This window comes from Neorhizobium tunisiense (assembly GCF_039631515.1).
Taxonomy (GTDB): Bacteria; Pseudomonadota; Alphaproteobacteria; order Rhizobiales; family Rhizobiaceae; genus Neorhizobium.
This window is the reverse complement of record NZ_JBDIUU010000006.1, coordinates 15,802-41,920: the sequence shown is the minus strand read 5'-3', so window position 1 is coordinate 41,920 and position 26,119 is coordinate 15,802. Positions and strand designations below refer to the sequence as shown.

The following is a 26,119-nucleotide window of genomic DNA, read 5'->3' as shown; positions in this document are numbered from 1 at the left end:
TCGCCCGGCCGTTTTTCTGAAAAACCTGCAAGTTCAGACGGGGAGAAGGATCGATGGGAAAGATTGCGCTGGCGATCCACGGCGGCTGCGGCGTCATGGCAAAACTCGACCTGAGCGACGAGGAATGGGCGGCCGCCCGCGTCGATCTGGGCCGGGCGCTGAAGGCCGGCTGGGAGGTGCTGACATCAGGCGGTGCGGCGCTCGACGCGGTGCAGGCGGCTGTGGTCGTCATGGAAGATTCGCCACATTTCAACGCCGGTTACGGGGCGGCACTCAATACCAACGGCAGGCATGAACTGGACGCCTCGATCATGGACGGCCGTACGCTCGAAGCCGGTGCGGTGACGCTGGTTCGCCGTATCCGCAATCCGATCAAGGCAGCCCGAAAGATCATGGAAAAGGGCGACGCGATCCTGCTTGGCGGCGAGGCGGCCGACGAGTTCGCCCGCGAGGCCGGGCTCGATATGGTCGAGCCGGATTATTTCACCACCGAGCGGCGTATCAAGGCGCTGGCGGCGATGAAGGCACATGCCGCGGCCGGAACGGCGGCGAAGGCGAGCGAGTCGGAAAAGCATGGCACGGTCGGTGCCGTTGCGCTCGACGCAGAAGGGCATCTGGCGGCAGCCACCTCGACCGGCGGTTACAATAACAAGCCGGAGGGCCGTATCGGTGATACCCCGATCATCGGCGCCGGAACTTACGCGCGCGACGGCGCCTGTGCCGTGTCCGGCACCGGCAAGGGCGAATATTTCATGCGTTATGCGGTCGGCCATGAAGTGGCGGCCCGCGTTTCCTATCTCGGCGAGAGCCTTGAGAAGGCGGCTGCCAAGGTCATCCAGCAGGATCTGAAGCAGCACGATATAGGGGCTGGGCTCGTGGCTGTCGGCGCCGACGGCTCGATTACCGCGCCCTACAATACGGACGGTATGTTCCGCGGCTGGGTGACGCCGGAAGGCGAATTCTACGTTGCTACGCATGGCGAAGTTTTTTCCATCGAGCCCTGAGCGCGATGGAAGCTGTCGGCATGGAAAACCCGGCGGAATGACCGCCGGGTTTTCTACCCTCCGGAGCTGTTCTTGTTATTCGGCAGCTTCCTGCGGCTTCAACACGCCGCGGCGGATCTGGTCTTCCTCGATGGACTCGAAGAGGGCGCGGAAATTACCTTCGCCAAACCCTTCGTCGCCCTTGCGCTGGATGAATTCGAAGAAGATCGGGCCGATCACCGTCTTCGAGAAGATCTGCAGCAGGATCTTGGTCATGCCGCCATCGACCACGCCTTCGCCGTCGATCAGGATGCCGTGTTTCTTCATACGCTCGATCGGCTCATCATGGCCGTGCACGCGGGTGCCGGACATTTCGTAATAGGTATCCGGTGGTCCGGGCATGAATTTCAGCCCATTGTCAGCGAGCTTGTCGGTCGCCTCATAGATGCCGTCGGTGCCGACTGCGATGTGCTGGATGCCTTCGCCCTTGTATTTCTTCAGGAATTCCTCGATCTGGCTGGTCTCGTCCTTGGACTCGTTCAGCGGAATGCGGATCTTGCCGCAGGGGGAGGTGATCGCCCGGCTCGTGAGGCCGGTGATACGGCCGTCGATGTTGAAGAAGTGGATCTGCTTGAAGTTGAAGAGTTCGCGGTAGAAGTCCCACCACTTGTCCATGTTGCCGCGATAGACGTTGTGGGTCAGGTGGTCGAGATAATAGAAACCGACGCCTTCGGGTCGGGGGTTCCGCTCGCCAAGCCATTCGAATTCGGTCTCATAGGCCGAACCCTTTTCGCCATAGGTCTCGACGAAATAGAGAAGCGAACCGCCGATGCCGACGATTGCCGGCACGTCGAGCGTCTTGTCCTTACCCTCGTAGGGTGTCGCACCCTTGGAGACTGCATGATCGTAGGCGTGCTTGGCATCGACGACGCGCCAGGCCATGGCCGGCGCGCAGGGGCCGTGTTCGTCGACGAAGCGCATGGCATGGCTGCCCGGCTCGGCATTGAGGATGTAGTTGATGTCGCCCTGGCGCCAGACGGTGATGTTCTTCGTCTTGTGTTTGGCCACCGGCTTGTAGCCCATGCGGGTGAACAGCTCTTCCAGCTTCTGCGGTTCGGGATGGGCGAATTCGACGAACTCGAAACCGTCTGTGCCGGCCGGATTGTCGGCGGTAATCTGCGAAACCGGTGCGTCGTGCGGGAAAGGACCCATGGCAAATTCCTCCTGTCAGTCGCTTACCATGATGATGCAGGAGGCCTGCATTGTGCTTGCAATCTTAGCCGGGTTCTGCTGGATTTGTGCATGAAGCATGCGGAATTGGGCGATCGGATGCACGATGGAAGCTTTGGACGGCTACGACCTGAAGATCTTGAGTCACCTGCAGATCGACGGGCGGTTGACCAATAACGAATTGTCGGAACTCATCGCGCTCTCCCCGTCGCAATGTTCGCGCCGCCGTGCGCGGCTGGAGGGCGAGGGGTTCATTGAGACCTATCGGGCGCACCTCAATCGCCAAAAACTCGGTCTCGACCTTCTTGTGGTGATCGCCGTGACGCTCGCCACCCATAATCGCGACAACGCCAAGCGGTTCGCCCGCCTCGTCGAGGACCTGCCGGAAGTGCTCGAATGTTTCTCGCTGACCGGCGAGATGGACTATCACCTGAAAGTGGTGACGCGGGATCTTGCTGGCCTGTCCCACTTCGTCAATGACGTGCTGTTGCCGCACGAGAGCGTCCAGCATGTCAAAACATCGATCGTTCTCAATGTGTTGAAGGATTTTGGTGGGATTCCGATTCAAAAGCCCGCCAAGTCCTAAAGATTGTCCGGCTCCGGCAGTTTCCCCTTGCCCGAACGGCGGATGACCTGCTCGATTGCCGCTAGACCGGTCGATAGAGCCTCGATGCCGCTCTCGCCTAATTCCGCCTCCAGTTCGGCCTGATAGCGGCGGGCGAGTTCGATCAGCTCCCGGTAAGCCAGCTGCCCGGCAGGGGTGAGCTCGAGGTGTTCGAGACGCCGGTCCGCATCGTCCTGGCTGCGCTTCAGCCAGCGGCGTTGTTCGAGCGCGAAGACGGCGCGGCTGACCTTGGTCTTGTGCATGCTGGAATGAATGCCGACTGCCTTCGAGGTCATCCGTCCGGAACTGCCGAGCGCCGCAAGCGTGCGCCATTCCGGCCGGGTCAGGCCGTATTTCGCCTTGTAATGCGCCGCAAAACGCAGGCCGACGAATTCGGCGGTGCGGTTGAGCCTGTAGGGGAGGAACTGTTCGAGTTCGAAACTATCCGTCGTCATGGCGTTGATGGGGCGTTGATGGGGCGTTGATGGGGCGTTGATGGTTACAAAATTGATGGTTACATTTGCAACCATATCGTCATCATGGGAGGAAACAAGCCATGCTGGACAAGGTTGATCCGAACGCCGCGCAGTTTACCGGGGCGAATAGCGAGACGCTCGCCTATATGCCGGGTTTCGGCAATGATTTCGAAACCGAGAGCCTGCCCGGCGCTCTGCCGCAGGGCCAGAACAGCCCGCAAAAATGCAATTACGGGCTTTATGCCGAACAGCTTTCCGGCTCGCCGTTCACCGCGCCGCGCGGCACCAACGAGCGTTCCTGGCTCTACCGGATCCGCCCGAGCGTGCGGCATACCGGCCGGTTTCGGAGGTTCGATTATCCGCTGTGGAAGACCGCGCCTCACGTCGCCGAACATTCGCTGGCGCTCGGCCAGCTCCGCTGGAGCCCGCTGCCGGCACCGACTGAAAAGCTGAATTTCCTGGAAGGCATCCGCACCATGACGACGGCGGGCGATGCGCTCTCCCAGAGCGGCATGGCGGCGCACGTCTACGTCTTCAACACCGACATGGTGGACGACTATTTCTTCAATGCCGACGGCGAGCTGATGATCGTGCCGGAGACGGGGTCGATCCGCGTTTTCACCGAACTCGGCAAGATGGATCTGGAGCCTTCGGAGATCTGCATCATCCCGCGCGGGACCATGTTCAAGGTGACCCGGCTGGGTGAGGAAGAAGTCTGGCGCGGTTATATCTGCGAGAATTACGGCGCCAAGTTCACGCTGCCGGATCGCGGGCCGATTGGTGCCAATTGCCTCGCCAATCCAAGGGATTTCAAGACACCGGTGGCGGCCTACGAGGACAAGGAGACGCCCTGCCGCGTGCAGGTGAAGTGGTGCGGCTCGTTCCACGTCACAGAAATCGGCCATTCGCCGCTCGACGTGGTTGCCTGGCACGGCAATTATGCGCCCTACAAATACGATCTGCGCACCTTCTCGCCCGTCGGCGCAATCCTCTTCGACCACCCGGACCCATCGATCTTCACGGTGCTGACCGCACCGTCCGGAGAGGAGGGGACGGCGAATGTTGATTTCGTGATTTTCCCGCCGCGCTGGCTGGTGGCCGAACATACGTTCCGGCCGCCCTGGTACCATCGCAACATCATGAGCGAATTCATGGGCCTGATCTACGGCCGCTACGACGCCAAGGAGGAGGGTTTCGTGCCCGGCGGCATGAGCCTGCACAACATGATGCTGCCGCACGGGCCGGACTTTACCGGCTTCGAAAAGGCGTCGAACGGCGAGCTGAAACCCGTCAGGCTCGACAACACCATGGCCTTCATGTTCGAGACCCGTTTCCCGCAGCAGCTCACCAAATTCGCAGCCGAACTGGAGACGCTGCAGGACGATTACGTGGATTGCTGGTCGGGCCTTGAGCGAAAGTTCGACGGTACGCCGGGGATCAAGTGAACCGGCGCGACATTCCGGTTGCCTTCTTGCGCGATCTCCACACATTCTGTGGGCAATACCAACGATAAAACGGGAAACACTCATTCATGAAGCTCGCGACACTGAAGGATTCCACCCGCGACGGCCGCCTGGTCGTCGTCTCGAAAGACCTGACCCAGTGCTCGGAGGTCGGTCATATCGCCCGCGCGCTGCAGGCGGCGCTCGACGACTGGGCGTATGTCGGTCCGCGGCTTGAACGGGTCGCTGAGGGTATCGAGACCGGTTCGCAGCCGACCATCCGTTTCCACGAACATGATGCCGCATCGCCGCTGCCGCGCGCCTATCAATGGGCGGACGGATCGGCTTACGTCAATCACGTCGAACTGGTGCGCCGGGCGCGCAATGCGGAGATGCCGGAGAGCTTCTGGACCGATCCGCTGATCTACCAGGGCGGGTCCGACAGTTTCCTCGGGCCTCGCGATCCGATCCTGCTCGAAAACGAAGCCTGGGGCGCCGATATGGAGGGCGAGGTCGCGGTGATCCTCGGCGACGTGCCCATGGGGGCGTCCGTGGATGAGGCACGCGAGGCGATCCGGCTGGTCCTTCTCGTCAACGACGTGTCCTTGCGTGGGCTGATCCCTTCCGAACTCGCCAAGGGGTTCGGCTTCTTCCAGTCGAAACCGTCCTCCGCTTTTTCTCCGGTCGCGGTCACGCCCGATGAGCTGGGTTCGGCCTGGGACGGCGGCAAGCTTTCCCTTCCGCTCAAGGTTGATCTGAACGGCAAGCCTTTCGGCCGAGCCAATGCCGGCGTCGACATGACCTTCGATTTCCCGCAGCTGATCGCCCATGCGGCGAAGACGCGGCCGCTCATCGCCGGCACGATCATCGGTTCGGGCACGGTCTCCAACAAGCTCGACGGTGGTCCCGGCAAGCCGGTTGCCGATGGCGGAGCCGGTTATTCCTGCATTGCCGAAATCCGCACGATCGAGACGATCAATCTCGGGGTTCCGAAGACGCCGTTCCTGCATTTCGGGGATACCGTCAGAATCGAGATGAAGGACGACAAGGGGCACTCGATCTTCGGTGCGATCGAGCAGATCGTGACGCAATACGAGAAGGCGTGATGAGCGATACGATTCTCTACGACTACTGGCGGTCCTCGGCGAGCTTCCGGCTGAGGATCGCCCTCAACATGGTTGCCGAAACATTCCGCACGGTTCCGGTCGACATCCTCGCCAAGGAGCACAGGTCGCAGGAGCATCTCGCCCGCAACCCGCAGGGTCTGGTGCCGGTTCTGGAAATCGACGGCCATAGCTTCACTCAGTCGCTGGCGGTGATCGAATATCTCGACGAGACGCGCGGCGGCGCCTTCCTGCCGGGGGATGCCGTCGGGCGGCAGCGGGTGAGGGCGCTTTCCTACGTCATCGCCATGGAAATCCATCCGGTCTGCAACACGCATGTTGTCGGCCATGTCTTGTCGCTGACCGGCGGCGGCGACGCCGCCCGGTTGGCCTGGATGCAGAAGTTCATCGGAGAAGGACTTGCTGCCTTCGAGATACTGCTTAATTCCCCCTCGACCGGCACATTCTGTCACGGCAACAGGCCGAGCATGGCGGATATCTGCCTCGTGCCGCAGGTCTACAATGCGCGGCGATGGAGCGTCGATCTCTCCGCCTGCCCGAAACTTGTCGGGATCGCCGACCGCTGCGCCGAATTGAAACCGTTCGCCAACGCCCATCCCGACAGGGACCGTCCCGACAAGGCGGTTCGCTAAGTCTTCAGGTAGCTGATCACCGCGTCGGCGATCATGCCCTTGTGGCGTTCCATTGTCTCCGGTTCCGAAAGGTCACGGCGGAAGATCGTGCCGAACGTATAGCGGTTGGAAACGCGGAAGAAGCAGAAAGCACTGATCAGCATGTGAATGTCGATCGGATCGGCTTTCCGAACAAATACGCCGGCCGCGACGCCGCGCTCAAGGATCGCGGCAATGGTCTCGATGACCGAGACGTTCAGGTCGCGGATCGCCTCGGACCGCAGCATGTGTGCGGCGTGGTGGATGTTCTCGATGCTGACAAGCCGGACGAAATCCGGATTGGCCTCGTCATGCTCGAACGTCGTCGAAATCAGCACCCGCAGCGCCTGTTCCGGGGGCAGGTTGGAAAGCTGAAGGTCCTCTTCCAGTGTGCGGATCTTGCGGTAGGCTCGCTCGAGAACGGCGAGATAAAGCCCCTCCTTGCTGCCGAAATAATAATAGATCATCCGCTTCGAGGTGCGGGTCTTTTCCGCGATCGCATCGACACGGCCGCCGGCGAGGCCATGGGTCGTGAACTCCTCCGTCGCCACATCCAGGATGTCTTCCTGGGTGCGTTGCGGGTCGTTTTTCCTGCCGTTTTCGCGTTTCGCCGCCATCCCCGAATCCGCCTTCACCGTTTCATCCCGCCATGCTCACAGAAACACGCCTTGCGGACAACCGATTGTCCACATCGAATTTTCGCATTTGTTCCAAAGTCATAACGGGCATGCCTGAGGCTTTCAATAGATGGCGCTTGACATACGCACTAGTTCGTACATTTTATCCGAATTGCCGGTCGATCCCTGAGGAGGCGGTCCCGGCGGAGGTTATCTTGTCAAAGGATCGAGTGGGTAGCCGTCTTATCGGTTGCCGCTGACGACATTCGATGACGGGCGCCTTGGGAGGACTGGAAGTGACACGGATCATCGATTTCTATTTCTTGGCGCTGAAGATCGTCATCGCCCTGCTTCTGGCAGGCATGGTGGTGCTTGTCTTCGGCAATGTCGTGCTGCGTTATGCCTTCAATCAGGGGATCACCGTTTCAGAAGAGTTGTCGCGCGTCTTCTTCATCTGGCTGACCTTTCTCGGCGGCGTCGTCGCGATGCGCGAACATGGGCACCTTGGAGTCGATTCGCTTCTAAAGCGGCTGCCGCCGACAAGTGCCAGGATCGCAGTGCTGATGGGGCAGGGGCTGATGCTCGTCGCCACGTGGCTGCTGATCAGCGGAAGCTGGACGCAGACGCTGATCAACCTGCCCGCCACCATGCCGGCAACCGGCATTTCCATGGGCTGGTTCTACGGCGCCGGCCTCGCCTTCGGGGTTCCGACCTTCCTCATCATCCTCTGGGACGCCTTCCAGGTGGCGACTGGCCGCATCGATATCGCGACTGTCCAACTGGTGCGCGACAGCGAGGAGGAAGTGGCTCTCGACCATCATCCGGAAGCCGCGGTCGCCGCCGGCGCCACCAAGGCCTGAGGAGAGACCGATGACGCTCACTATTTTCCTCGGCGCCCTTCTCGGTCCCATGGCACTCGGCGTGCCGATCGCCTTTGCGCTCATCCTCAGCGGCGTCGCGCTGATGATGTATATGGACATTTTCGACGCCCAGATCGTCGCGCAGAACGTGCTGAACGGCGCCGACAGCTTTCCGCTGATGGCCGTTCCCTTCTTCCTGCTTGCAGGCGAAGTGATGAATACCGGCGGCCTGTCGAAACGCATCGTCAATCTCGCCATGGCCCTGGTCGGCCACGTGCGCGGCGGTCTCGGTTTCGTGGCGATCTTCGCCGCCTGCGTGTTGTCGAGCCTTTCGGGTTCGGCGGTGGCGGATGCCGCCGCGCTCGGCGCACTGCTTTATCCGATGATGATCAAATCGGGCCATGATCCGGCGCGGACCGGCGGACTGCTGGCATCGGCTTCGGTCATCGGGCCGATCATCCCGCCGTCGATCGGCTTCATCCTCTATGGCGTCATCGGTGGCGTCTCGATCACCAAGCTCTTCCTCGCCGGCATCGTTCCCGGCCTGCTGATCGCGCTGGCACTCTGCGTCACCTGGCTGATCGTCGCCCGCAAGGAGCAGTTCGAACTGCCTCCGAGACAGAGCCGCGAGGTGCGCATCAAGGCGCTCGTCGACAGCATCTGGGCGCTGATGCTGCCTGTCATCATCATCGTCGGACTGAAGTTCGGCGTGTTCACGCCGACTGAAGCCGGTGTCGTCGCTGCCGTCTATTCGCTGTTCGTGTCGATGGTCGTCTATCGCGAACTGGCGCCCTCCGAACTCTTCAACGTCTTCGTGGCGGCAGCGAAGATTACCGCGGTCGTGATGTTCCTGGTCGCTTGTGCCGCGGTTTCCGCCTGGCTGATCACCGTTGCCGACGTGCCCGGCGATCTCGTCGCGCTGCTGGAGCCGCTGATGGACAACCAGACGCTGCTGCTGCTCGCGATCATGGCGCTGATTGTCGTGGTCGGCACGGCGATGGACATGACGCCGACCATCCTGGTGATGACGCCGGTGCTGATGCCGATCATCAAGCAGGCGGGCATCGATCCGGTCTATTTCGGCGTGCTTTTTATCATCAACAATTCGATCGGCCTGATCACGCCGCCGGTCGGCACGGTTCTCAACGTCATCTGCGGCGTCTCCAAGCTGTCGATGGAAGACCTGATGAAGGGCGTGATGCCCTTCATGATCGCCGAACTGATCGTTCTCTTCCTTCTCGTCCTCTTCCCGCAGCTGGTGACCGTGCCGGTCGCCTGGTTCGGGCGCTGAGGCCGGGAAGCGTCCGCCAACCTAGTGCATATCAACCGGCCGTGGGGGATCCCGGCCACCAATGGGAGGAAAGCATGTTCAACACGATGATGAAACTGGCGCTCGGGATCGCCTTGCCGGTGATGCTGTTTGCCGGCACGGCATCCGCCGAGGTCCGCGCGCATACGCTGAAATTCGCGGCCGCCAACAACAAGGGCCATCCTCAGGTCACCGGCATGGAAAAGTTCGCCGAGATCGTCAAGGCGAAGAGCGGCGGCAAGATCGAGATCAAGCTGTTCCCGGGCGGCGTGCTCGGCGGCGACGTGCAGACCGTCTCTGCCCTGCAGGGCGGCGTGGTCGAGATGCTGGTGCTGAATGCCGGCATCCTCTCCAGCAACGTCAAGGCGTTCGGGGCGGTCGATCTGCCGTTCCTGTTCAACAGCGGCGAGGAAGCCGACAAGGTGATGGACGGCGCCTTCGGCAAGAGCCTTTCCGACAAGCTGCCGGCGACCGGCCTCGTCGGCCTCGCCTATTGGGAACTCGGCTTCCGCAACCTCACCAACAACCGCCGCGCTGTCACCAAGCTCGAAGATATCAAGGGCCTGAAGATCCGCACGCTGCAGTCGCCGATCCCGATCGAGCTGTTCAACAGCCTCGGCGCCAATGCAGTGCCGCTCCCTTATACGGAACTCTACACCGCGCTTGAAACCGGAACGGTCGATGGCCAGGAAAACCCGTTCGCGAACATCCTCAATGCCAAGTTCTACGAAGTGCAGAAGTACCTGACGGTCACCCGTCACCAGTACAATCCGCAGATCGTGCTGGTCAGCAAGAAGTTCTGGGACGGCCTCAACGACGAGGAGAAGGGCATTCTCCAGTCGGCTGCGACCGAAGCCCGCGACTTCCAGCGCAAGGTTTCGCGCGAAGCGGACGCCAAGGCGCTCGACGAGATCAAGAAGACCGGCATGCAGGTCACCGAACTCAACGCCGCTGAAACCCAGAAGATCCGCGATGCCGTCAAGCCGCTGATCGACAAGTTCAGCGCCGATGTGGGTGCCGATACCGTTTCGCTGCTCTTCAAGGAACTGGACGCCGTCCGCAAGAAGTAACATCCGCGTCGGCCCGTCTTACGGGCGGGCCGGCCCTTCCATCGAAACGAGGCGCGATACCCATGGCCGAGACATTGCTGAAACCCTTGAAGGCCGGGCTGATCGGCGCCGGCATCCAGGCCTCGCTGACGCCCGCCATGCATATGAAGGAAGGCGCAGCTCAAGGCTTTCGCTACGAATACGAGCTGATCGATCTCAATCTGCTCGGCCTGACGCCCGGCAGCCTGCCCGACCTCCTGGACGATGCGGAAGCGCGCGGGCTGATCGGCCTCAACATCACACACCCCTGCAAGCAACTGGTCATTCCCTATCTCGACGAACTCTCCGACGAGGCGAGAGCGCTCGGCGCCGTCAACACGGTGGTGCTGAAGGACGGAAAGCGGTTTGGCCACAATACCGACTGGTGGGGTTTCGCCGAAAGTTTCCGGCGCGGTCTGCCGGGCGCCGATCTGGGCGCGGCAGTTCAGATCGGCGCCGGTGGCGCAGGCGTTGCGACGGCCTACGCGATCCTGTCCCTCGGTCTCAAGGCACTGACGGTGTTCGATCGCGAGCCTGACAGGGCCGAGCAGCTTGCCCGAACGATGTCGGCAATCTTTCCGGACGCGTCGATACGAGCCTCCTCCGATATCGTTTCGGCGATGCAGGACGTCTCGGGCATCATCCATGCAACGCCGACCGGGATGGCAAAATATCCAGGCCTGCCACTGCCGCCGGAACTTCTCCAGCCGCATCACTGGGTGGCGGAGATCGTCTATTTCCCGCTCGAAACCGAACTGCTGAGCGTTGCCAGGCAGCGCGGCTGCCGGGTGCTGAACGGCGGCGGCATGGCCGTCTTCCAGGCGGTCGGCGCATTTCAGCTGTTCACCGGTCGGGAGCCGGATGCGGCGCGCATGCTCCAGCATTTCGCGGCGCTGACAGTTTGACGGAAAATCTTCCGGCCCTGCTCCTCACATAGTCGCGCGCGGCAGCGCCGCTCCGGCTCAGGTGCGCGATGGAGGTGCCCCATCTGGGGCGCCTGAGATTTTTGCCGGTCATCTTGGCAGTGGGTCTGGCGATCCTGGCTTGGCCGACTATAGTGGCCGGGCCGCACTTCTGCGGCATCATCCCCGCCGAAGAACGCCCAGGTTATTGCCATGACGCTTGCCATTTCCGCCAAAGACATCGACGACAAGGCTCTCATCGACGAGTTGAAGCAGTGGGTCGAGATCGAGACGCCGACGCCTGATGCCGCCGCTGTCAATCTCTTGGCAGATCGGGTCGAAGCGATCGGCAAGGCGGCTGGTCTGGTGACGGAGCGGCTCACGGGCACGCTCGGTTTCGGTGATATCCTGGCGATCCGTTCGCCGCGACCGGCCGGCAGCAATGAAAAGACCGTCTTGATCCTGGCGCATCTCGACACCGTGCATGCGGTCGGCGTGATCGACAACCAACTGCCGCTGCGGCAGGAGGGGGACAAACTTTATGGCCCCGGTATCTACGACATGAAGTCCGGCGCGCTGATGGCGCTCGAGGCGATGAAACTCGCAGTCAGGCACGGCAGCAGGATGCCGATCGACCTGGTTTTCGTGCCCGACGAAGAGATGGGAAGCCTGTCGTCGCGCGCCTTCATGGAAGAGGCGGCGAAGAATGCAGGTTATGCGCTGGTGGTGGAACCCGCCCGCGACGGCGGCAAGATCGTCGTCGCCCGCAAAGGGGTCGCCATGTACGATGTCACCGTGCGGGGGCATGCCTCGCACGCCGGTACGAGGCCGCAGGATGGCCGTAGTGCCATTCGCGCGGCTGCCCGGCTGGTTCTGGAACTCGAAGCGCTCAACGACACCGAACGCGGCGTTACCGTTACGGTCGGGACGATCGAGGGCGGGACGGGCCGCAACACCGTGCCGGCGGAATGCCGTCTGCAGGTGGACGTGCGTGTTCCCGACGATGCGATCGCAACGGAGATCACGGCCAAGATCGAGGCGATGAAGCCGGTCGATCCGGATATCACCTTCGAAATCGACGGTCGGATGAACCGTCCGCCGTTCGCTCAGTCGGATGAAGGCAGGCGCCTGTTCGACGTGGCGGCAGAGATCGCGAGCGGCCTTGGGATCAAGCTCGAAGGAGTGGCGACGGGCGGCGGCTCTGATGGCAATTTCACGGCAGCGCTCGGCGTGCCGACGCTCGACGGGCTCGGTGCGGACGGTGCCGGCGCGCATACGTTCAACGAACATATCTTCGTCAGCAGCGTTGCGCCGCGCACCGCCCTGCTCGCTAACCTGATGATCTCGCTTAAAGCGAGATAACCGGTCTCAGGCCGGCAGGGTCACTTCGAACGAGTTGGCGATGCGGATTTTGCCGACCTCGATGACGTGGCGCATGGCGGTGATAGCCCTGTCGGGATCGCGCGAGGCGACCGCATGGGCGATTCTCAGGTGGTTGGTGGCGACCTCGTCGATCTTTTCCGGCGAGGCAGCCGGCGAGGAGAGCTGGAAGGAGATGGCGAGAGCCGCCTCAATCAGCGCGCTCGCCGAGCGCATGAACGGATTGCCCGACATGCGGGCGATGGCGAGGTGGAATTCGAGGTCCACCTTGGCGATGGTTTCCGGCGTATGGGAAAGGTCGTCGAATTTCGCGGCGATCGCGTAGAGCGCGACGATGTCGTCGCTGGAGGCGCGCAGCGCTGCTGCTGCCGCCGCTGCCGGTTCCAACGCCATGCGCATTTCCGCCAGATGCTCGATGAATTCGAAGTCCAGCCCGGATTCGAAACGCCAGCCGAGCACGTCAGAATCGAAGAAGTTCCAGCTGGCCTTGTCGAGCACGCGCGTGCCGACCTTGGCCTTCGCTTCGACCAGCCTTTTGGCGGCGAGCGTCTTCATGGATTCGCGCAACACCGTGCGGGACACGCCGAAACGAGCGGAAAGCTCGGTGTCGCCGGGCAGCAGGGAGCCTTCGGGGATCTTGCCGGAAACGATCCCCCGGCCGAGCTCCGCCACCACGTGCGCGTGGTTGCTGCGGCGCTTTCGCCCACTGATCGTGGTTTCCAGAAGTCCCACTCAGATCTCCTTCAGCCGTCCCTCGGCCAGTCGCCTGTTTGAATACCAGATGATTCCGCGCTGCAATACAATGAACACGAAGAGCAGGATGCCGATGACGATTTTCGTCCACCAGGACGACAATGTGCCGTCGAAGACAATGTAAGTCTGGATCAACCCTTGGATCAGTATCCCGATAAAGGTCCCCGCGACCAGCCCGACACCGCCGGTGAGCAGCGTGCCGCCGATGACGACGGCCGCGATCGCATCGAGCTCGACGCCGACTGTCGCCAGCGAATAACCGGACGAGGTGTAGAGCGTGTAGGCGATGCCGGCGAGGCCCGAGAGAAAGCCGGACAGCGCATAGATGCCGACCGTCGTGGAGCCGACCGGAACCCCCATCAGCTCGGCTGACTGCTGGCTGCCGCCGATCGCATAGACATTGGCGCCGAAGCGGGTGCGCGCCGCGACGAAGGCGCCGACGATGAACACCAGCAGCATCAGTATGGCGAGCGCCGTCAGACGACCGCCGCCCGGGAAGCGGAAGTAGAAGCCTTGGATCGCGTCGATCATCTCGTGCGAGATCGGCACCGATTCCGTCGAGATCAGATAGGCGGCACCACGGGCCAAAAACATGCCGGCGAGCGTGACGACGAAGGGCGGTATGCCGAGATAGCGGATCATCGCTCCCATCAGGCTGCCGAAAAGGGTCGAGATGACCAGGACGGCCGCAAAGGCGATCAGCGGATGGACGCCGAGGGAGCCGACCATGACGGCCACGAAAACGCTGGTGAAGGCAATCACCGAACCGATCGAGAGATCGATGCCGCCCGACAGGATGACGAAGGTCATGCCGACCGCAGCAATGCCCAGAAAGGCGTTGTCGGTCAAAAGATTGCCGATGACGCGCGTCGACATCATGTTCGGAAACTGCAGCACGCAGAGGGCATAGGCGATGACGAAGATGCCGAGCGTGGTGACGAAGGGCAGGTTGCGGGTGTGGATCATCGAACCGTTCCTTCCGCCTTATGGGATGTGTCGCGGGATACCGTCTCGGCCTTGCGCCGCGGGGCCTTGAGGAAGCCGAACAGCGCCATGATGGCCGGCGACTGCAGGGTCAGGACGACGATGATGATGCCGGCCTTGATGATCAGGTTGAATTCCGGCGGGAAGCCGGAGACGAGGATGCCCGTGTTGATCGACTGGATGATCAGGGCGCCGATCAGAGATGCGGTGATGGAGAACCGTCCGCCGTTCAGCGACGTGCCGCCGATCACCACCGCGAGGATGGCGTCGAGTTCCAGCCAGAGACCGGCATTGTTGGCATCGGCGCCGCGGATATCGGCGGTGACGATCAGGCCGGCGATGGCGGCGCAGATGCCGGAGATCGCATAGACGAAAAACAAGAGGAAACGGGCACGCACGCCGGCAAGCGTCGCTGCGCGGCGGTTGATGCCGGTCGCCTCGATCAGGAAACCGAGCGCGGAGCGGCGCACCAGCAGGCCGATGATCAGGGCCGCGCAGACCCAGATGAGGATCGGGATCGGGATGCCGCACAGCGAACCGGAGCCGAGCGCCGCGAAGCTGTCGTTGTTGAAGGTGAGGATGACGCCTTCGGTGATGAGCTGCGCGATGCCGCGGCCCGCCACCATCAGGATCAGGGTGGCGATGATCGGCTGGATATCGAGGAGGGCGACCAGGACGCCGTTCCATAGGCCGCAGACGAGGCCGACGCCGAGCGAGATCAGGATCACGACCGGCAGCGGATAATCGTGTGCAATCAGCGTCGCGGCCACCGCCCCGCAGATGGCGATCACGGCGCCGATCGAGAGATCGATGCCGCGGGTGGCGATGACCAGTGTCATGCCGATGGTCAGCAGCGCGACGGGTGCGGCGCGCACCAGGATATCGATCAGGCTGCCGTAGAGCCGGCCGTTCTGGAACGAGACGTTGAGGAATCCGGGCGCGACTGCCGTAATCAGGGCGAGGATGACTGCAAGCGCGACGATCTGGGGTGCCAGACGTTTCAGCCGGCGGGTGAAGCGGTCCATCATGCGGCCTCCGTGCGGGCCGGCGCTGCGATCGCCTGCATGATGTTGTCGGCAGTCACCCGATCGCCCTTGAGTTCGGCGATATGCTTGCGGTCGGATAGCACGATGACGCGGTGGGCGATAGCGGTCAGTTCCTCCAGTTCAGAGGAGATGACGACCAGCGACATGCCGTCGGCGCAGAGTTTTTCGATCATTTTCAGAATTTCCGCATGCGCGCCGATATCGATGCCGCGAGTCGGTTCGTCGAGGATCAGCAGACGAGGACCGGTCGCCAGCCAGCGGGCGAGGATCGCCTTCTGCTGGTTGCCGCCGGAGAGGAATTTCATCTGCCTGTTGGGATCGGCCGGTCGGATATCCAGCGATTTGATGAAGCTCTCGGCAAGGGCTGCCTTTTCCCGCGAGGAGATCGGTTTTGCCCAGCCCTGACGGGCCTGCATCGCAAGCGCGATATTATCCGCAACGGAAAAGTCGCCGATGATGCCGTCCGTCTTGCGCTCTTCCGGACAGAAACCGAAGCCGCTGGCAATCGCCGCTTCCGGGGATGAGAGGGTGATCTGCTGATTGTCGACGGTCGCAGTGCCGCTGTCGGCGCGGTCGATGCCGAAGAGCAGGAAGGCGGTCTCGGTGCGGCCGGAGCCGAGCAGGCCCGCGACGCCGACCACTTCGCCGGGGCGAATATCCAGGTCGAAAGGTGCGACGCTGCCGCGCTTGCCGTAACCCGAGAAGCGGATAGGCGCTTCCGCCGTCGAGGCGATGGTTTCTTCCTGCGCCTGATGTTCGCGGGTAATGTGCTGCAGCTCGCGGCCGAGCATCATCGAGATCAGCTCAAGCCGCGACAGTTCGGCGAGCTTGCGGGTGCCGACGAGCCGGCCGTTGCGCAAGACCGTGACGCGGTCGGCGACCGCATAAACCTGGTTGAGGAAATGGGTGATGATGATGATGCCGAGACCTTCCTCGCGCAGCCGGCGCAGGACGGTAAACAGCATCTCCACCTCGTGGGCGTCGAGGCTGGCAGTCGGTTCGTCGAGCACCAGAACCTTGCCGGACAGATCGACGGCGCGGGCGATGGCGACAAGCTGCCGGACGGCAACGGAATAGGACGAGAGCAGGGCGTCGACGTCGATGTCGAGGCCGTAGCGTTCGAGAAGCGCCTTCGAGCGGCGGCGCATTTCGCGACGGTCGATCAGGCCGAAACGGCGCGGCTGGCGGCCCAGGAAAAGGTTCTCCGCGACCGTCAGGTTTTCGAGGAGATTGACCTCCTGGTAGACGGTGCCGATGCCGAGGTCCTGCGCTTCGGCGACGCTGGATGGTGTCACCTCCGCGCCGTCGAGGTGCATGGTGCCGTGGTCGCGGCTGTAAACGCCGGTGAGGATCTTAATCAGCGTCGATTTGCCGGCGCCGTTTTCGCCGAGCAGCGCATGAATCTCCCCGCGTTCGAGCGTGAAATCCACGCTGTCGAGCGCAGTGATGCCGAGGAAGGCCTTGCCGATGCCCCGGGCTTCCAGAAGTGAGTTTGTATCCGACATGCCTAAAGTCCCGCGTCTATCGAAGAACCGGAGCGGCGACGGTGCACCGCTCCGGTTGCTGCAGTCGCCCGGCTCTACCAAGGGGTAGGAGGTGGAGCCGGGCGGCGGGAGGTCAGTAACCGAGGCCCTTCTTGGCTTCGTAGACCTTCATCGGGTCATCCTTGGCGGTATAGAGCTTCGATTCGGTCTGGATCCACTTCGGCGGAGCCTTCTTGTCCTTGAGATAGGCATTGAGGGCTTCGAAGGCGGGGCCGGCCATGTTCGGTGTCAGCTCGACTGTCGCATTGGCTTCGCCCTTGGCCATCGCCTGGAAGATATCCGGCACGGCGTCGATCGAGACGATCTTGATGTCGGTGCCGGGCTTCAGGCCGGCTTCCTTGATCGCCTGGATGGCGCCGACCGCCATGTCGTCGTTATGGGCATAGACTGCGCAGATGTCCTTGCCGCCGCCTTCAGCCTTGATGAAGCTTTCCATGACTTCCTTGCCCTTGGTGCGGGTGAAGTCACCGGTCTGCGAGCGGGCGATCTTGATGTTGGAATGGCCGGCGATCGCCTGTTCGAAACCCTTCTTGCGGTTGATGGCCGGCGAAGAACCGGTGGTGCCCTGAAGTTCGACGACCTTGCAGGTCTTGGAACCGATTTCCTTGACCAGCCAGTCGCCGGCGACCTTGCCTTCGAACACCTGGTCGGACGTGACGGCCGTCAGGTAGAGGTCCTTCGGCGATTCGATTTCGCGGTCGAGCAGAATGACCGGGATCTTTTCTTCCTTGGCTTCCTTCAGGACTGCATCCCAGCCGGTCGCGACGACCGGAGCGATGAAGATCGCATCGACGCCCTGGGCGATGAAGCCGCGGATCGCCTTGATCTGGTTTTCCTGCTTCTGCTGAGCATCGGCAAACTTCAGGGTAACGCCGCGTTTTTCGGCTTCCTGCTTGGTGACCGTGGTTTCGGCCGCACGCCAGCCGGATTCGGATCCGATCTGCGAGAAGCCGACGGTCAGGGACGCGGCGGAAACGCCGGATGCCAACGATAGGGTAAGAGCGGCTACAGCTGCCGCGAGAGCTCTTTTCATCCTAAATCCTCCCAGAGATGAGAAAGCGAACTGACGGCTCAAGGATTGGCATATAATATTACTTTTTCAAGCGCTATTTTTGAAGAAATTGCGAGAAAGGCCGTATCCTGCCACTTTCGAGGGTAACAATCGATTGAATCCTTGGGATAAATGGCTTTATTAAAAAGATCGGGATTGCCGGAAGTGGTTTTTCTCCTCCTTGACAAGCCCGATACCAATCCAATAGTCGTATTAATGACTACATCGGGCCTGATGGTTCTGATGGGAGGAGTGGCATGGCGGCAGGAGACGTCATGTTGGTATTGGAAGCATTTGGGTGATGAAATCGATGTTGCGGGTTCTTCAGGTCTTGGATGGCGCTGGTGCGTCTATTGTTGTCGCGTGGGATGGCGAAGGTGCTGCCCGTGCGGTTAAGGGCGTTTCGTCCACCTATGAGCTCGCCCGCCAGGCGATTGCCGCCGGCCAGACATTGGCCCAGCGGATCGAAGCGGCCGGTCTCGGCGATGCCGTCGATCTTGAAAAGGCCGCGGGCGAGGGGCGCCTTGGCCTGCCCATCACCCATCCGGACCCGGCACATTTCATCGTCGCCGGCACCGGTTTGACGCATCTCGGCTCGGCCGACGGTCGCGACAAGATGCACAAGGCGGCGCAGGCGACGGAAAAGCCGACTGATTCGATGCGCATGTTCCTGATGGGTGTCGAGGGCGGCAAGCCGAAACCCGGCGAGGCCGGCGTACAGCCGGAATGGTTCTACAAGGGCAATGGTTCGCAGCTTCGCGCCACCGGCAGCGATCTGGTCTCGCCGGCCTTCGCGCTCGATGGCGGCGAGGAGCCGGAACTGGCGGGCATTTATCTGATCGGCCCGGACGGCACGCCCTTCCGGCTGGGCTTCTGTCTCGCCAACGAATTTTCGGACCACGTGACGGAGAAGGGCAACTATCTCTGGCTCGCTCATTCCAAGCTGCGCCAGGCGGCACTCGGCGCGGAACTTCTGGTCGGTGACCTGCCGGACCATGTGGAGGGTACGTCCCGCGTACTGCGCGGCGACGAGGTGATCTTCGAAAAGCCTTTCCTGTCCGGCGAGGCGAACATGTCGCATACGATCGCCAACCTCGAACATCACAATTTCAAATACGATATCTTCCGCCAGCCGGGTGATCTGCACGTGCATTTCTTCGGCACCGCGACGCTCTCCTTCTCCGAGGGCATCAAGACGGAGACGGGCGACGTTTTCGAGATTTCCGCCGCCCCGTTCAAACTGCCGCTCGTCAACCGGCTGGCCGTCGCGGCGGATACCCCCGTGACGATCAAGAAGCTCTGAGGCGGCCATGACTCCTATCCGCGTCGCCATCGTCGGGCTTGGAAAGATCGCAAGGGACCAGCATCTCGGTGCGATCGAAGCGACCGACGGCATCGAGCTCGTGGCCGTCGCCAGCCGCCACGCCAAGCTCGACGACATCGCCTGTTTCCATGAGATCGGCGATCTGCTCGCCTCGGACGTCGAGTTCGATGCAGTCTCTCTCTGTACCCCGCCCGTGGGGCGTTTCGAGCAGGCGAAGGCCGCGCTCGATGCCGGCAAGCATGTGATGCTCGAAAAGCCGCCTGGTGCGACGCTTTCGGAAGTCTATGCGCTGGAAAAGCTCGCCAAGGCGAAGGGCCTTTCGCTGTTCTCGACCTGGCATTCGCGGGCTGCCGCTGCCGTCGAGCCGGCGCGGGCGCTGCTCGCAGAGCGCAGGATCCGCAGCGTTACGGTGGAATGGAAGGAAGACGTCCGCCACTGGCATCCGGGCCAGGCCTGGATCTGGGAGCCGGGCGGCCTCGGCGTCTTCGACCCCGGCATCAACGCGCTGTCGATCGTGACCCGCATCCTGCCGGAAATCTTTCACCTCATCCGTTCCGAATTGACCTTCCCGGCCAACCGGGCGGCGCCGATCGCGGCAAGCCTCTCTTTCGAGACGGATGGCGGCATTCCGGTCTCGGCCGAATTCGACTGGCGCCAGACCGGGCCGCAGACCTGGGATATCCGCGTCGAGACCGACGAGGGTCCGATCGTTCTGACCCATGGCGGCAGCCGCCTTTTCGTCGATGGCAGAAGCGCGATCGTCGAGGAAGACAGGGAATACCGTAATCTCTATCGTGATTTCGTGGCGCTTGTGGCCGAAAGCCGCAGTGACACCGATTTCTCGCCGCTGGTGCATGTCGCCGATGCCTTTATGCTGGGCCGGCGCATTCAAACAGATGTATTTGAGGACTGATGATGACCAATTCCGAAAACGTAACCTCGAACGAGATCGCCGAAACCGACCAGCGTCGTCAGGAGGTCCGCAAGCTCCGTTCTCGCGCGTGGTTCGACAACCCGTCGAATGTCGACATGACGGCGCTCTATCTCGAGCGCTACATGAATTTCGGTCTCAGCCAGGCCGAACTGCAGTCCGACCGGCCGATCATCGGCATCGCCCAGACGGGTTCGGATCTTTCGCCGTGCAACCGTCACCATCTGGAACTGGCGCATCGTCTGCGCGAGGGTATCCGCGAGGCGGGCGGCATCGCCATCGAATTCCCGGTCCACCCTATCCAGGAGACGGGCAAGCGGCCGACCGCCGGCCTTGACCGCAACCTTGCCTATCTCGGCCTCGTGGAAGTCCTCTACGGCTATCCGCTCGATGGCGTCGTGCTGACGATCGGCTGCGACAAGACCACGCCGGCCTGTCTGATGGCGGCGGCCACCGTCAACATCCCGGCGATCGCGCTGTCGGTCGGTCCGATGCTGAACGGCTGGTTCCGCGGCGAGCGCACCGGCTCCGGCACCATCGTCTGGAAGGCTCGCGAGCTGCTGGCCAAGGGCGAGATCGACTATGCCGGCTTCGTCAAGCTCGTCGCCTCCTCGGCGCCGTCCACCGGTTATTGCAACACGATGGGCACGGCGACGACGATGAACTCGCTCGCCGAAGCGCTCGGCATGCAGCTTCCCGGCTCGGCGGCGATCCCGGCGCCCTATCGCGACCGGCAGGAGGTCTCCTATCTGACCGGCCTTCGCATCGTCGAGATGGTCAAGGAAGACCTGAAGCCGTCCGACATCCTGACCAAGGAAGCCTTCATCAACGCCATCCGCGTCAATTCGGCGATCGGCGGCTCGACCAATGCGCCGATCCATCTGAACGCGCTTGCCCGTCATATCGGCGTCGAGCTCACGGTCGACGACTGGCAGGCCTACGGCGAGGAAGTGCCGCTGCTCGTCAACCTGCAGCCGGCCGGCGAATATCTCGGCGAGGACTATTATCATGCAGGCGGCGTGCCTGCCGTCGTCAACCAGCTGATGACCCAGGGCCTCATCCATGAGGACGCTATGACCGTCAACGGCAAGACGATCGGCGAGAACTGCCGTGGCGCCATCATCGAGGACGAGAAGGTCATCCGCCGCTATGACGAGCCTTTGAAGGCCCATGCGGGCTTCCGGGTGCTGCGCGGCAACCTGTTCTCGTCGGCGATCATGAAGACCAGCGTCATCTCGCCGGAATTCCGCCAGCGTTATCTCTCCAACCCGAACGATCCGGAAGCCTTCGAGGGCAGGGCGGTCGTGTTCGACGGACCGGAGGACTATCATCACCGGATCGACGACCCGTCGCTCGAAATCGACGCGCATACGGTCCTGTTCATGCGCGGCGCCGGCCCTATCGGCTATCCGGGCGCTGCCGAGGTCGTCAACATGCGCGCGCCCGATTACCTGCTGAAGCAGGGCATCTCGTCGCTCGCCTGCATCGGCGACGGTCGCCAGTCGGGAACGTCCGGTAGCCCGTCGATCCTCAATGCCTCACCTGAAGCTGCCGCTGGCGGCGGTCTTGCCATCCTGCGGACCGGGGACCGCGTGCGCATCGACGTCGGTCGCGGCACGGCGGACATCCTGATCTCCGACGAGGAAATGGCGGAGCGTCGCAATGCACTCGAAGCGGCGGGGGGCTACCAGTACCCGAAGCATCAGACGCCCTGGCAGGAAATCCAGCGCAACTATGTCGGCCAGCTCGAAACCGGCGCAGTTCTGGAGCCGGCGGTCAAATACCAGCGGATTGCCCAGACCAACGGCATCCCGCGCGACAATCACTGACTGTTTCGATCCCCAGGGCGGCGGAGGCCGCCCTTAGACAAGATTGGCGGCTCGAAGGGAGTCGCTCCAAAGGAGGAGTAATCCATGCGAATGTTCAAATATCTCGCGACAGCGGCCATGTTGGCCGGTCTGGTCGTCGCGGCTCCGGCCAGCGCTCAGGAAAAGGGCCTCGTCGGCGTCGCCATGCCGACCAAGTCTTCCGCCCGCTGGATTGCGGACGGCGACAACATGGTCAAGGTTCTGAAAGAGCGCGGTTACAAGACCGACCTTCAGTACGCTGAAGACGATATCCCGAACCAGCTTGCCCAGATCGAAAACATGATCACCAAGGGCGCTAAGGTTCTCGTCATCGCCTCGATCGACGGCACGACGCTTTCCGACGTACTGCAGCAGGCCGCCGACCAGAAGATCAAGGTCATCGCCTATGACCGCCTGATCCGCGATACCCCGAATGTCAGCTACTACGCCACCTTCGACAACTTCCAGGTCGGCGTCCAGCAGGCCACTTCGCTGGTGAAGGGCCTCAAGGCCGACACCGAGAAGGGCCCGTTCAACATCGAACTCTTCGGCGGCTCGCCGGACGACAACAACGCCTTCTTCTTCTATAACGGCGCAATGAGCGTGCTTCAGCCGCTGATCGACAAGGGCGTGCTGAAGGTCGGCTCCGGCCAGGTCGGCATGGACAAGGTCGCAACGCTGCGCTGGGACCCGGCAACCGCCCAGGCCCGCATGGATGCAATCCTCTCCTCGACCTATTCCGGCAAGAAGCTCGACGGCGTTCTGTCTCCCTATGACGGCATCTCGATCGGCATTCTGTCGTCGCTGAAGGGCGTCGGTTACGGTTCGGGCGGTCAGGCGATGCCGATCGTTACCGGCCAGGATGCTGAAGTTCCGTCAGTCAAGTCGATCATTGCCGGCGAACAGTATTCGACGATCTTCAAGGACACGCGCGATCTTGCCAAGGTCACCGTCGACATGGTCGATGCTGCGATGAGCGGCAAGGAGCCGACCGTCAACGACACCAAGACCTATGACAACGGCAAGAAGGTCGTTCCGTCCTACCTCCTGAAGCCGGTCGTGGTTGACAAGACCAACTGGAAGCAGGTTCTGGTGGATGGCGGTTACTACAAAGAATCGCAGCTTAAGTAAGCCTTTTAATCCGCGCGGTGGTATTCTGCCGCGCGGACCCTTTTTTCGGAGTGATCATGCTCGATCCCGTTCCGCTCGCCGAAAAGCCACCCATCCTCGAGATGCGGGCGATTTCGAAGAGCTTTGGCGCCGTGAAGGCGCTTTCCGATGTCAGCTTCGCCGTTCAGGAGGGGGAGATCCATGCCCTCGTCGGCGAGAACGGCGCTGGCAAATCGACCCTCATGAAAGTGCTTTCCGGCGTCTATCCGCACGGTTCCTACGAGGGTTCCATCTTTTTCGGTGGTGAGGAGCGGCATTTCCGCGACATCAACGATTCCGAAAAGCTCGGCATCATCATCATCCATCAGGAACTGGCGCTCATTCCGCTGATGTCGATCGCGGAAAACATCTTCCTGACCAATCCCCCGGCGAGCCGCGGGGTGATCGACCGAAGCGAACGGCACAAGCGCACCCAGGCATTGCTTGCGAAGGTGGGGCTTACCGAACAGCCGGATACGCTGATCACCAATATCGGCGTCGGCAAGCAGCAGCTGGTCGAGATCGCCAAGGCGCTGTCCAAGGACGTGCGGCTGCTGATCCTCGACGAGCCGACGGCGTCGCTCAACGAGACTGACAGTGCGGCGCTTTTGGAACTGCTCAAGGAATTCCGCCGCAACGGCATTACCTCGATCATGATCTCCCACAAGCTCAACGAGATCACCGAAGTTGCCGACCGCATAACGGTGCTTCGCGACGGCCGCACGGTCGGCACCATGGATTGCCATGCGGGTCCCGTCGACGAAGACGAGATCGTGCGGCGCATGGTCGACCGCGACCTTGAAAGCCGTTATCCGAAGCGCGACCCCAAAATCGGGGACGTCATTTTCGAAGTCGAGAACTGGTCGGCCTATCATCCGATGCACTCGGACCGGCAGGTCGTGAAGAACGTCTCGCTGAAGGTGCGGGCCGGCGAGATCGTCGGCATTTCCGGATTGATGGGCGCCGGGCGCACCGAATTCGCCATGAGCCTGTTCGGCCGGTCCTGGGGGCGCCACGTCACCGGTACCGCCAGGCTGCATGGCAAGGAACTCGACCTTTCCGACGTCCACAAGGCGATCAAGGCCGGCCTTGCGTATGTGACGGAAGACCGTAAGCAGCTCGGCCTCATCCTGCCGGAAGATATCCGCAAGAACGTCTCGCTCGCTCATCTGGGCGGCGTGTCCTCGCGCGGCGTCATCGATGACATTGCCGAGATGAAGATCGCGCAGGAATTCCGCGGCCGGATGCGCATCCGCAGCCACAACGTCTATCAGGAAACCGGCAAGCTCTCCGGCGGCAACCAGCAGAAGGTCGTCCTGTCCAAGTGGCTTTTCACTGGTCCGGAGGTGCTGATCCTCGATGAGCCGACGCGCGGCATCGATGTTGGCGCGAAATATGAAATCTATACGATCATCAACGAGCTTGCCGATGCCGGCAAGGCGGTGATCGTCATCTCGTCGGAAATGCCCGAACTGATCGGCATTTGCGACCGTATCATGGTCATGCACGAAGGTGCGTTTGTCGGCGAAGTGTCCGGCGAAGGGGCCACGCAAGAAAATATCATGCGCGCCATCATGCGGCGCAAAGGGAGAGAATAATGAGTACGCCCCAGGAAGCAGTTACGGCACCGCCGAAGGTGACCAGTTTTCTGAAGGACAATCTCCGCGACTTCGGCATGCTGATCTCGCTCGTGGTTATCGTGGTGTTTTTCCAGATCGCCACGGACGGCGTTCTCCTGAAGCCGCTCAACGTCACCAATATCGTTCTGCAGAATTCCTATATCGTCATCATGGCGCTCGGCATGCTGATGGTGATTGTCACCGGCCATATCGACCTGTCGGTCGGTTCGGTCGCGGGCTTCATCGGCGGTTTCGCCGGGCTGCTGATGGTTCAGTGGGGTATCAATTTCGCCCTCGTCATCGTGATCAGCCTTGCCGTCGGCGGGCTGATCGGTGCGATCCAGGGCTATTTCGTCGCCTATTTCAAGATACCGTCCTTCATCGTGACACTGGCGGGTATGCTGGTCTTCCGCGGCCTGATGATCGCCATCCTCGGCAGCCAGGCAATCGGGCCTTTCCCGCCGATCTTCCAGAAGCTCTCGTCCGGTTATGTCGTCGAGCTGATTTCGTCGGCGGGCGGCCTCTACATCACCTCGTTCCTGCTCGGGCTGTTGCTTGCGGTCATCCTCATCGTGCAGAATTTCGCGAGCCGCAAGCGGCGTATTTCCCATGGCGTCGAGTCGGAGCCGTTCGGCTTCTTCGTGGCCAAGAACCTGCTGATCCTCGCCGGCGTCGGTTACATCGCCTTCCTGATCTCGTCGCATCGCGGCATGCCGAACGTGCTGATCATCATGGCGGTGCTGATCGCCGCCTATAGCTTCCTGACCACCCGCACCGTCATCGGCCGGCAGATCTACGCGGTCGGCGGCAACGCCCGCGCGGCCGAGCTTTCCGGTATCAAGACGACGCGGCTGGTATTCCTCACGTTCGTCAACATGGGCGTGCTTGCGGCTCTCGGCGGGCTCGTCGTCGCAGCGCGCCTGAACAGCGCCACGCCGAAGGCCGGTACCGGCTTCGAGCTGGACGTCATCGCGGCCTGCTTCATCGGTGGCGCATCCGCCTATGGCGGCGTCGGCAAGGTGACGGGCGCAGTCATCGGCGCCTTCCTGATGGGCGTGATGAACAACGGCATGTCGATCCTCGGCATCGGCATCGACTACCAGCAGGTGATCAAGGGCCTGGTGCTGCTCGGTGCCGTCTGCGTCGACGTCTACAACCAGCGCCGCTGACGCCGGCCTTTTCAAAGATTGCCGGATGAAACTCGAA

Annotated in this window: 24 protein-coding genes; 16 read left to right on the top strand and 8 right to left on the bottom strand. The window is 62.0% G+C overall.

From position 1 onward, the window contains the following. Positions 1-53: 53 nt before the first annotated feature. Positions 54-1,004, top strand: coding sequence for an isoaspartyl peptidase/L-asparaginase family protein (locus ABCW43_RS19720; protein WP_345927551.1), 951 nt, complete (start codon positions 54-56; stop codon positions 1,002-1,004). Positions 1,005-1,079: 75 nt separating this feature from the next. Here ABCW43_RS19720 and hppD read toward each other — a convergent pair whose 3' ends face one another. Continuing rightward, positions 1,080-2,195, bottom strand: coding sequence for a 4-hydroxyphenylpyruvate dioxygenase (gene hppD / locus ABCW43_RS19715; protein ID WP_345927549.1), 1,116 nt, complete (start codon positions 2,193-2,195; stop codon positions 1,080-1,082). 124 nt (positions 2,196-2,319) lie between these two features. Here hppD and ABCW43_RS19710 point away from each other — a divergent pair, with 124 nt between their 5' ends. After that, on the top strand, positions 2,320-2,799 hold the full coding sequence (locus ABCW43_RS19710; protein WP_345927547.1) for an Lrp/AsnC family transcriptional regulator: 480 nt from the start codon (positions 2,320-2,322) through the stop codon (positions 2,797-2,799). On the opposite strand, the gene ABCW43_RS19705 is transcribed toward ABCW43_RS19710, so the two are convergent. After that, positions 2,796-3,272 (bottom strand): MarR family winged helix-turn-helix transcriptional regulator, encoded by a 477-nt coding sequence (locus ABCW43_RS19705; protein ID WP_345927606.1) that lies wholly within the window; start codon positions 3,270-3,272, stop codon positions 2,796-2,798. The genes ABCW43_RS19710 and ABCW43_RS19705 overlap by 4 nt on opposite strands. Before the next feature lie 101 nt (positions 3,273-3,373). Between ABCW43_RS19705 and hmgA the strand changes: the two genes are divergently transcribed. The 3 genes from hmgA (at position 3,374) to maiA (ending at position 6,491) form a co-directional block, all read left to right on the top strand. Next, positions 3,374-4,738, top strand: coding sequence for a homogentisate 1,2-dioxygenase (gene hmgA / locus ABCW43_RS19700; RefSeq protein WP_445738980.1), 1,365 nt, complete (start codon positions 3,374-3,376; stop codon positions 4,736-4,738). An 86-nt stretch (positions 4,739-4,824) separates the two neighbouring features. Further along, positions 4,825-5,841 (top strand): fumarylacetoacetate hydrolase family protein, encoded by a 1,017-nt coding sequence (locus ABCW43_RS19695; protein ID WP_345927545.1) that lies wholly within the window; start codon positions 4,825-4,827, stop codon positions 5,839-5,841. Continuing rightward, a complete protein-coding gene (gene maiA, locus ABCW43_RS19690) occupies positions 5,841-6,491 on the top strand; it encodes a maleylacetoacetate isomerase (protein WP_345927543.1) in 651 nt (216 codons plus the stop codon). The genes ABCW43_RS19695 and maiA overlap by 1 nt, the downstream gene beginning before the upstream one ends. On the opposite strand, the gene ABCW43_RS19685 is transcribed toward maiA, so the two are convergent. Beyond that, positions 6,488-7,126 carry a TetR/AcrR family transcriptional regulator gene (locus tag ABCW43_RS19685; protein WP_345927541.1) on the bottom strand — a complete coding sequence of 213 codons (639 nt, stop codon included), beginning with the start codon at positions 7,124-7,126 and terminating at the stop codon, positions 6,488-6,490. The genes maiA and ABCW43_RS19685 overlap by 4 nt on opposite strands. Positions 7,127-7,422: 296 nt before the next feature. Between ABCW43_RS19685 and ABCW43_RS19680 the strand changes: the two genes are divergently transcribed. The 5 genes from ABCW43_RS19680 to ABCW43_RS19660 all read left to right on the top strand — a co-directional run bounded on the left by ABCW43_RS19680 (position 7,423) and on the right by ABCW43_RS19660 (position 12,647). Further along, a complete protein-coding gene (locus ABCW43_RS19680; protein WP_345927539.1) occupies positions 7,423-7,986 on the top strand; it encodes a TRAP transporter small permease in 564 nt (187 codons plus the stop codon). Positions 7,987-7,996: 10 nt separating this feature from the next. Further along, the gene (locus ABCW43_RS19675; protein ID WP_345927537.1) at positions 7,997-9,277 is read left to right on the top strand and encodes a TRAP transporter large permease; all 1,281 of its coding nucleotides are present in this window, start codon (positions 7,997-7,999) and stop codon (positions 9,275-9,277) included. Positions 9,278-9,351: 74 nt separating this feature from the next. Further along, positions 9,352-10,365 carry a TRAP transporter substrate-binding protein gene (locus ABCW43_RS19670; RefSeq protein WP_345927535.1) on the top strand — a complete coding sequence of 338 codons (1,014 nt, stop codon included), beginning with the start codon at positions 9,352-9,354 and terminating at the stop codon, positions 10,363-10,365. A gap of 62 nt (positions 10,366-10,427) precedes the next feature. Then, positions 10,428-11,288 (top strand): shikimate dehydrogenase, encoded by an 861-nt coding sequence (locus tag ABCW43_RS19665; protein WP_345927533.1) that lies wholly within the window; start codon positions 10,428-10,430, stop codon positions 11,286-11,288. 210 nt (positions 11,289-11,498) lie between these two features. Further along, complete coding sequence (locus tag ABCW43_RS19660) at positions 11,499-12,647, top strand: M20 family metallopeptidase (RefSeq protein WP_345927531.1); 1,149 nt, start codon at positions 11,499-11,501, stop codon at positions 12,645-12,647. Positions 12,648-12,653: 6 nt separating this feature from the next. Here ABCW43_RS19660 and ABCW43_RS19655 read toward each other — a convergent pair whose 3' ends face one another. The 5 genes from ABCW43_RS19655 to ytfQ form a co-directional block, all read right to left on the bottom strand. After that, entirely contained in the window at positions 12,654-13,397 is a 744-nt protein-coding gene (locus ABCW43_RS19655; protein WP_345927529.1) for a FadR/GntR family transcriptional regulator, read from the bottom strand. Further along, positions 13,398-14,384: a galactofuranose ABC transporter, permease protein YjfF gene (yjfF, locus tag ABCW43_RS19650; protein WP_345927527.1), complete on the bottom strand. Its 987-nt coding sequence runs from the start codon at positions 14,382-14,384 to the stop codon at positions 13,398-13,400. It abuts the gene before it with no gap. Further along, on the bottom strand, positions 14,381-15,430 hold the full coding sequence (locus ABCW43_RS19645; RefSeq protein ID WP_345927525.1) for an ABC transporter permease: 1,050 nt from the start codon (positions 15,428-15,430) through the stop codon (positions 14,381-14,383). The genes yjfF and ABCW43_RS19645 overlap by 4 nt, the downstream gene beginning before the upstream one ends. Then, complete coding sequence (locus ABCW43_RS19640; RefSeq protein WP_345927523.1) at positions 15,427-16,953, bottom strand: sugar ABC transporter ATP-binding protein; 1,527 nt, start codon at positions 16,951-16,953, stop codon at positions 15,427-15,429. Before ABCW43_RS19640 ends, ABCW43_RS19645 begins: the two co-directional genes overlap by 4 nt. Before the next feature lie 112 nt (positions 16,954-17,065). Then, a complete protein-coding gene (gene ytfQ / locus ABCW43_RS19635; protein ID WP_345927521.1) occupies positions 17,066-18,025 on the bottom strand; it encodes a galactofuranose ABC transporter, galactofuranose-binding protein YtfQ in 960 nt (319 codons plus the stop codon). A 328-nt stretch (positions 18,026-18,353) separates the two neighbouring features. Here ytfQ and araD1 point away from each other — a divergent pair, with 328 nt between their 5' ends. The 6 genes from araD1 to mmsB all read left to right on the top strand — a co-directional run bounded on the left by araD1 (position 18,354) and on the right by mmsB (position 26,082). Continuing rightward, complete coding sequence (gene araD1 / locus ABCW43_RS19630) at positions 18,354-19,346, top strand: AraD1 family protein (protein WP_345927603.1); 993 nt, start codon at positions 18,354-18,356, stop codon at positions 19,344-19,346. Positions 19,347-19,353: 7 nt separating this feature from the next. Further along, positions 19,354-20,280, top strand: coding sequence for a Gfo/Idh/MocA family protein (locus ABCW43_RS19625; protein ID WP_345927519.1), 927 nt, complete (start codon positions 19,354-19,356; stop codon positions 20,278-20,280). A 2-nt stretch (positions 20,281-20,282) separates the two neighbouring features. Next, positions 20,283-22,127 carry an IlvD/Edd family dehydratase gene (locus tag ABCW43_RS19620; RefSeq protein WP_345927595.1) on the top strand — a complete coding sequence of 615 codons (1,845 nt, stop codon included), beginning with the start codon at positions 20,283-20,285 and terminating at the stop codon, positions 22,125-22,127. Positions 22,128-22,244: 117 nt separating this feature from the next. Then, complete coding sequence (chvE, locus tag ABCW43_RS19615) at positions 22,245-23,276, top strand: multiple monosaccharide ABC transporter substrate-binding protein (protein ID WP_345927593.1); 1,032 nt, start codon at positions 22,245-22,247, stop codon at positions 23,274-23,276. 56 nt (positions 23,277-23,332) lie between these two features. Then, a complete protein-coding gene (mmsA, locus tag ABCW43_RS19610; protein WP_345927517.1) occupies positions 23,333-24,892 on the top strand; it encodes a multiple monosaccharide ABC transporter ATP-binding protein in 1,560 nt (519 codons plus the stop codon). Beyond that, entirely contained in the window at positions 24,892-26,082 is a 1,191-nt protein-coding gene (mmsB, locus tag ABCW43_RS19605) for a multiple monosaccharide ABC transporter permease (protein WP_345927515.1), read from the top strand. The genes mmsA and mmsB overlap by 1 nt, the downstream gene beginning before the upstream one ends. Positions 26,083-26,119: the final 37 nt, after the last annotated feature.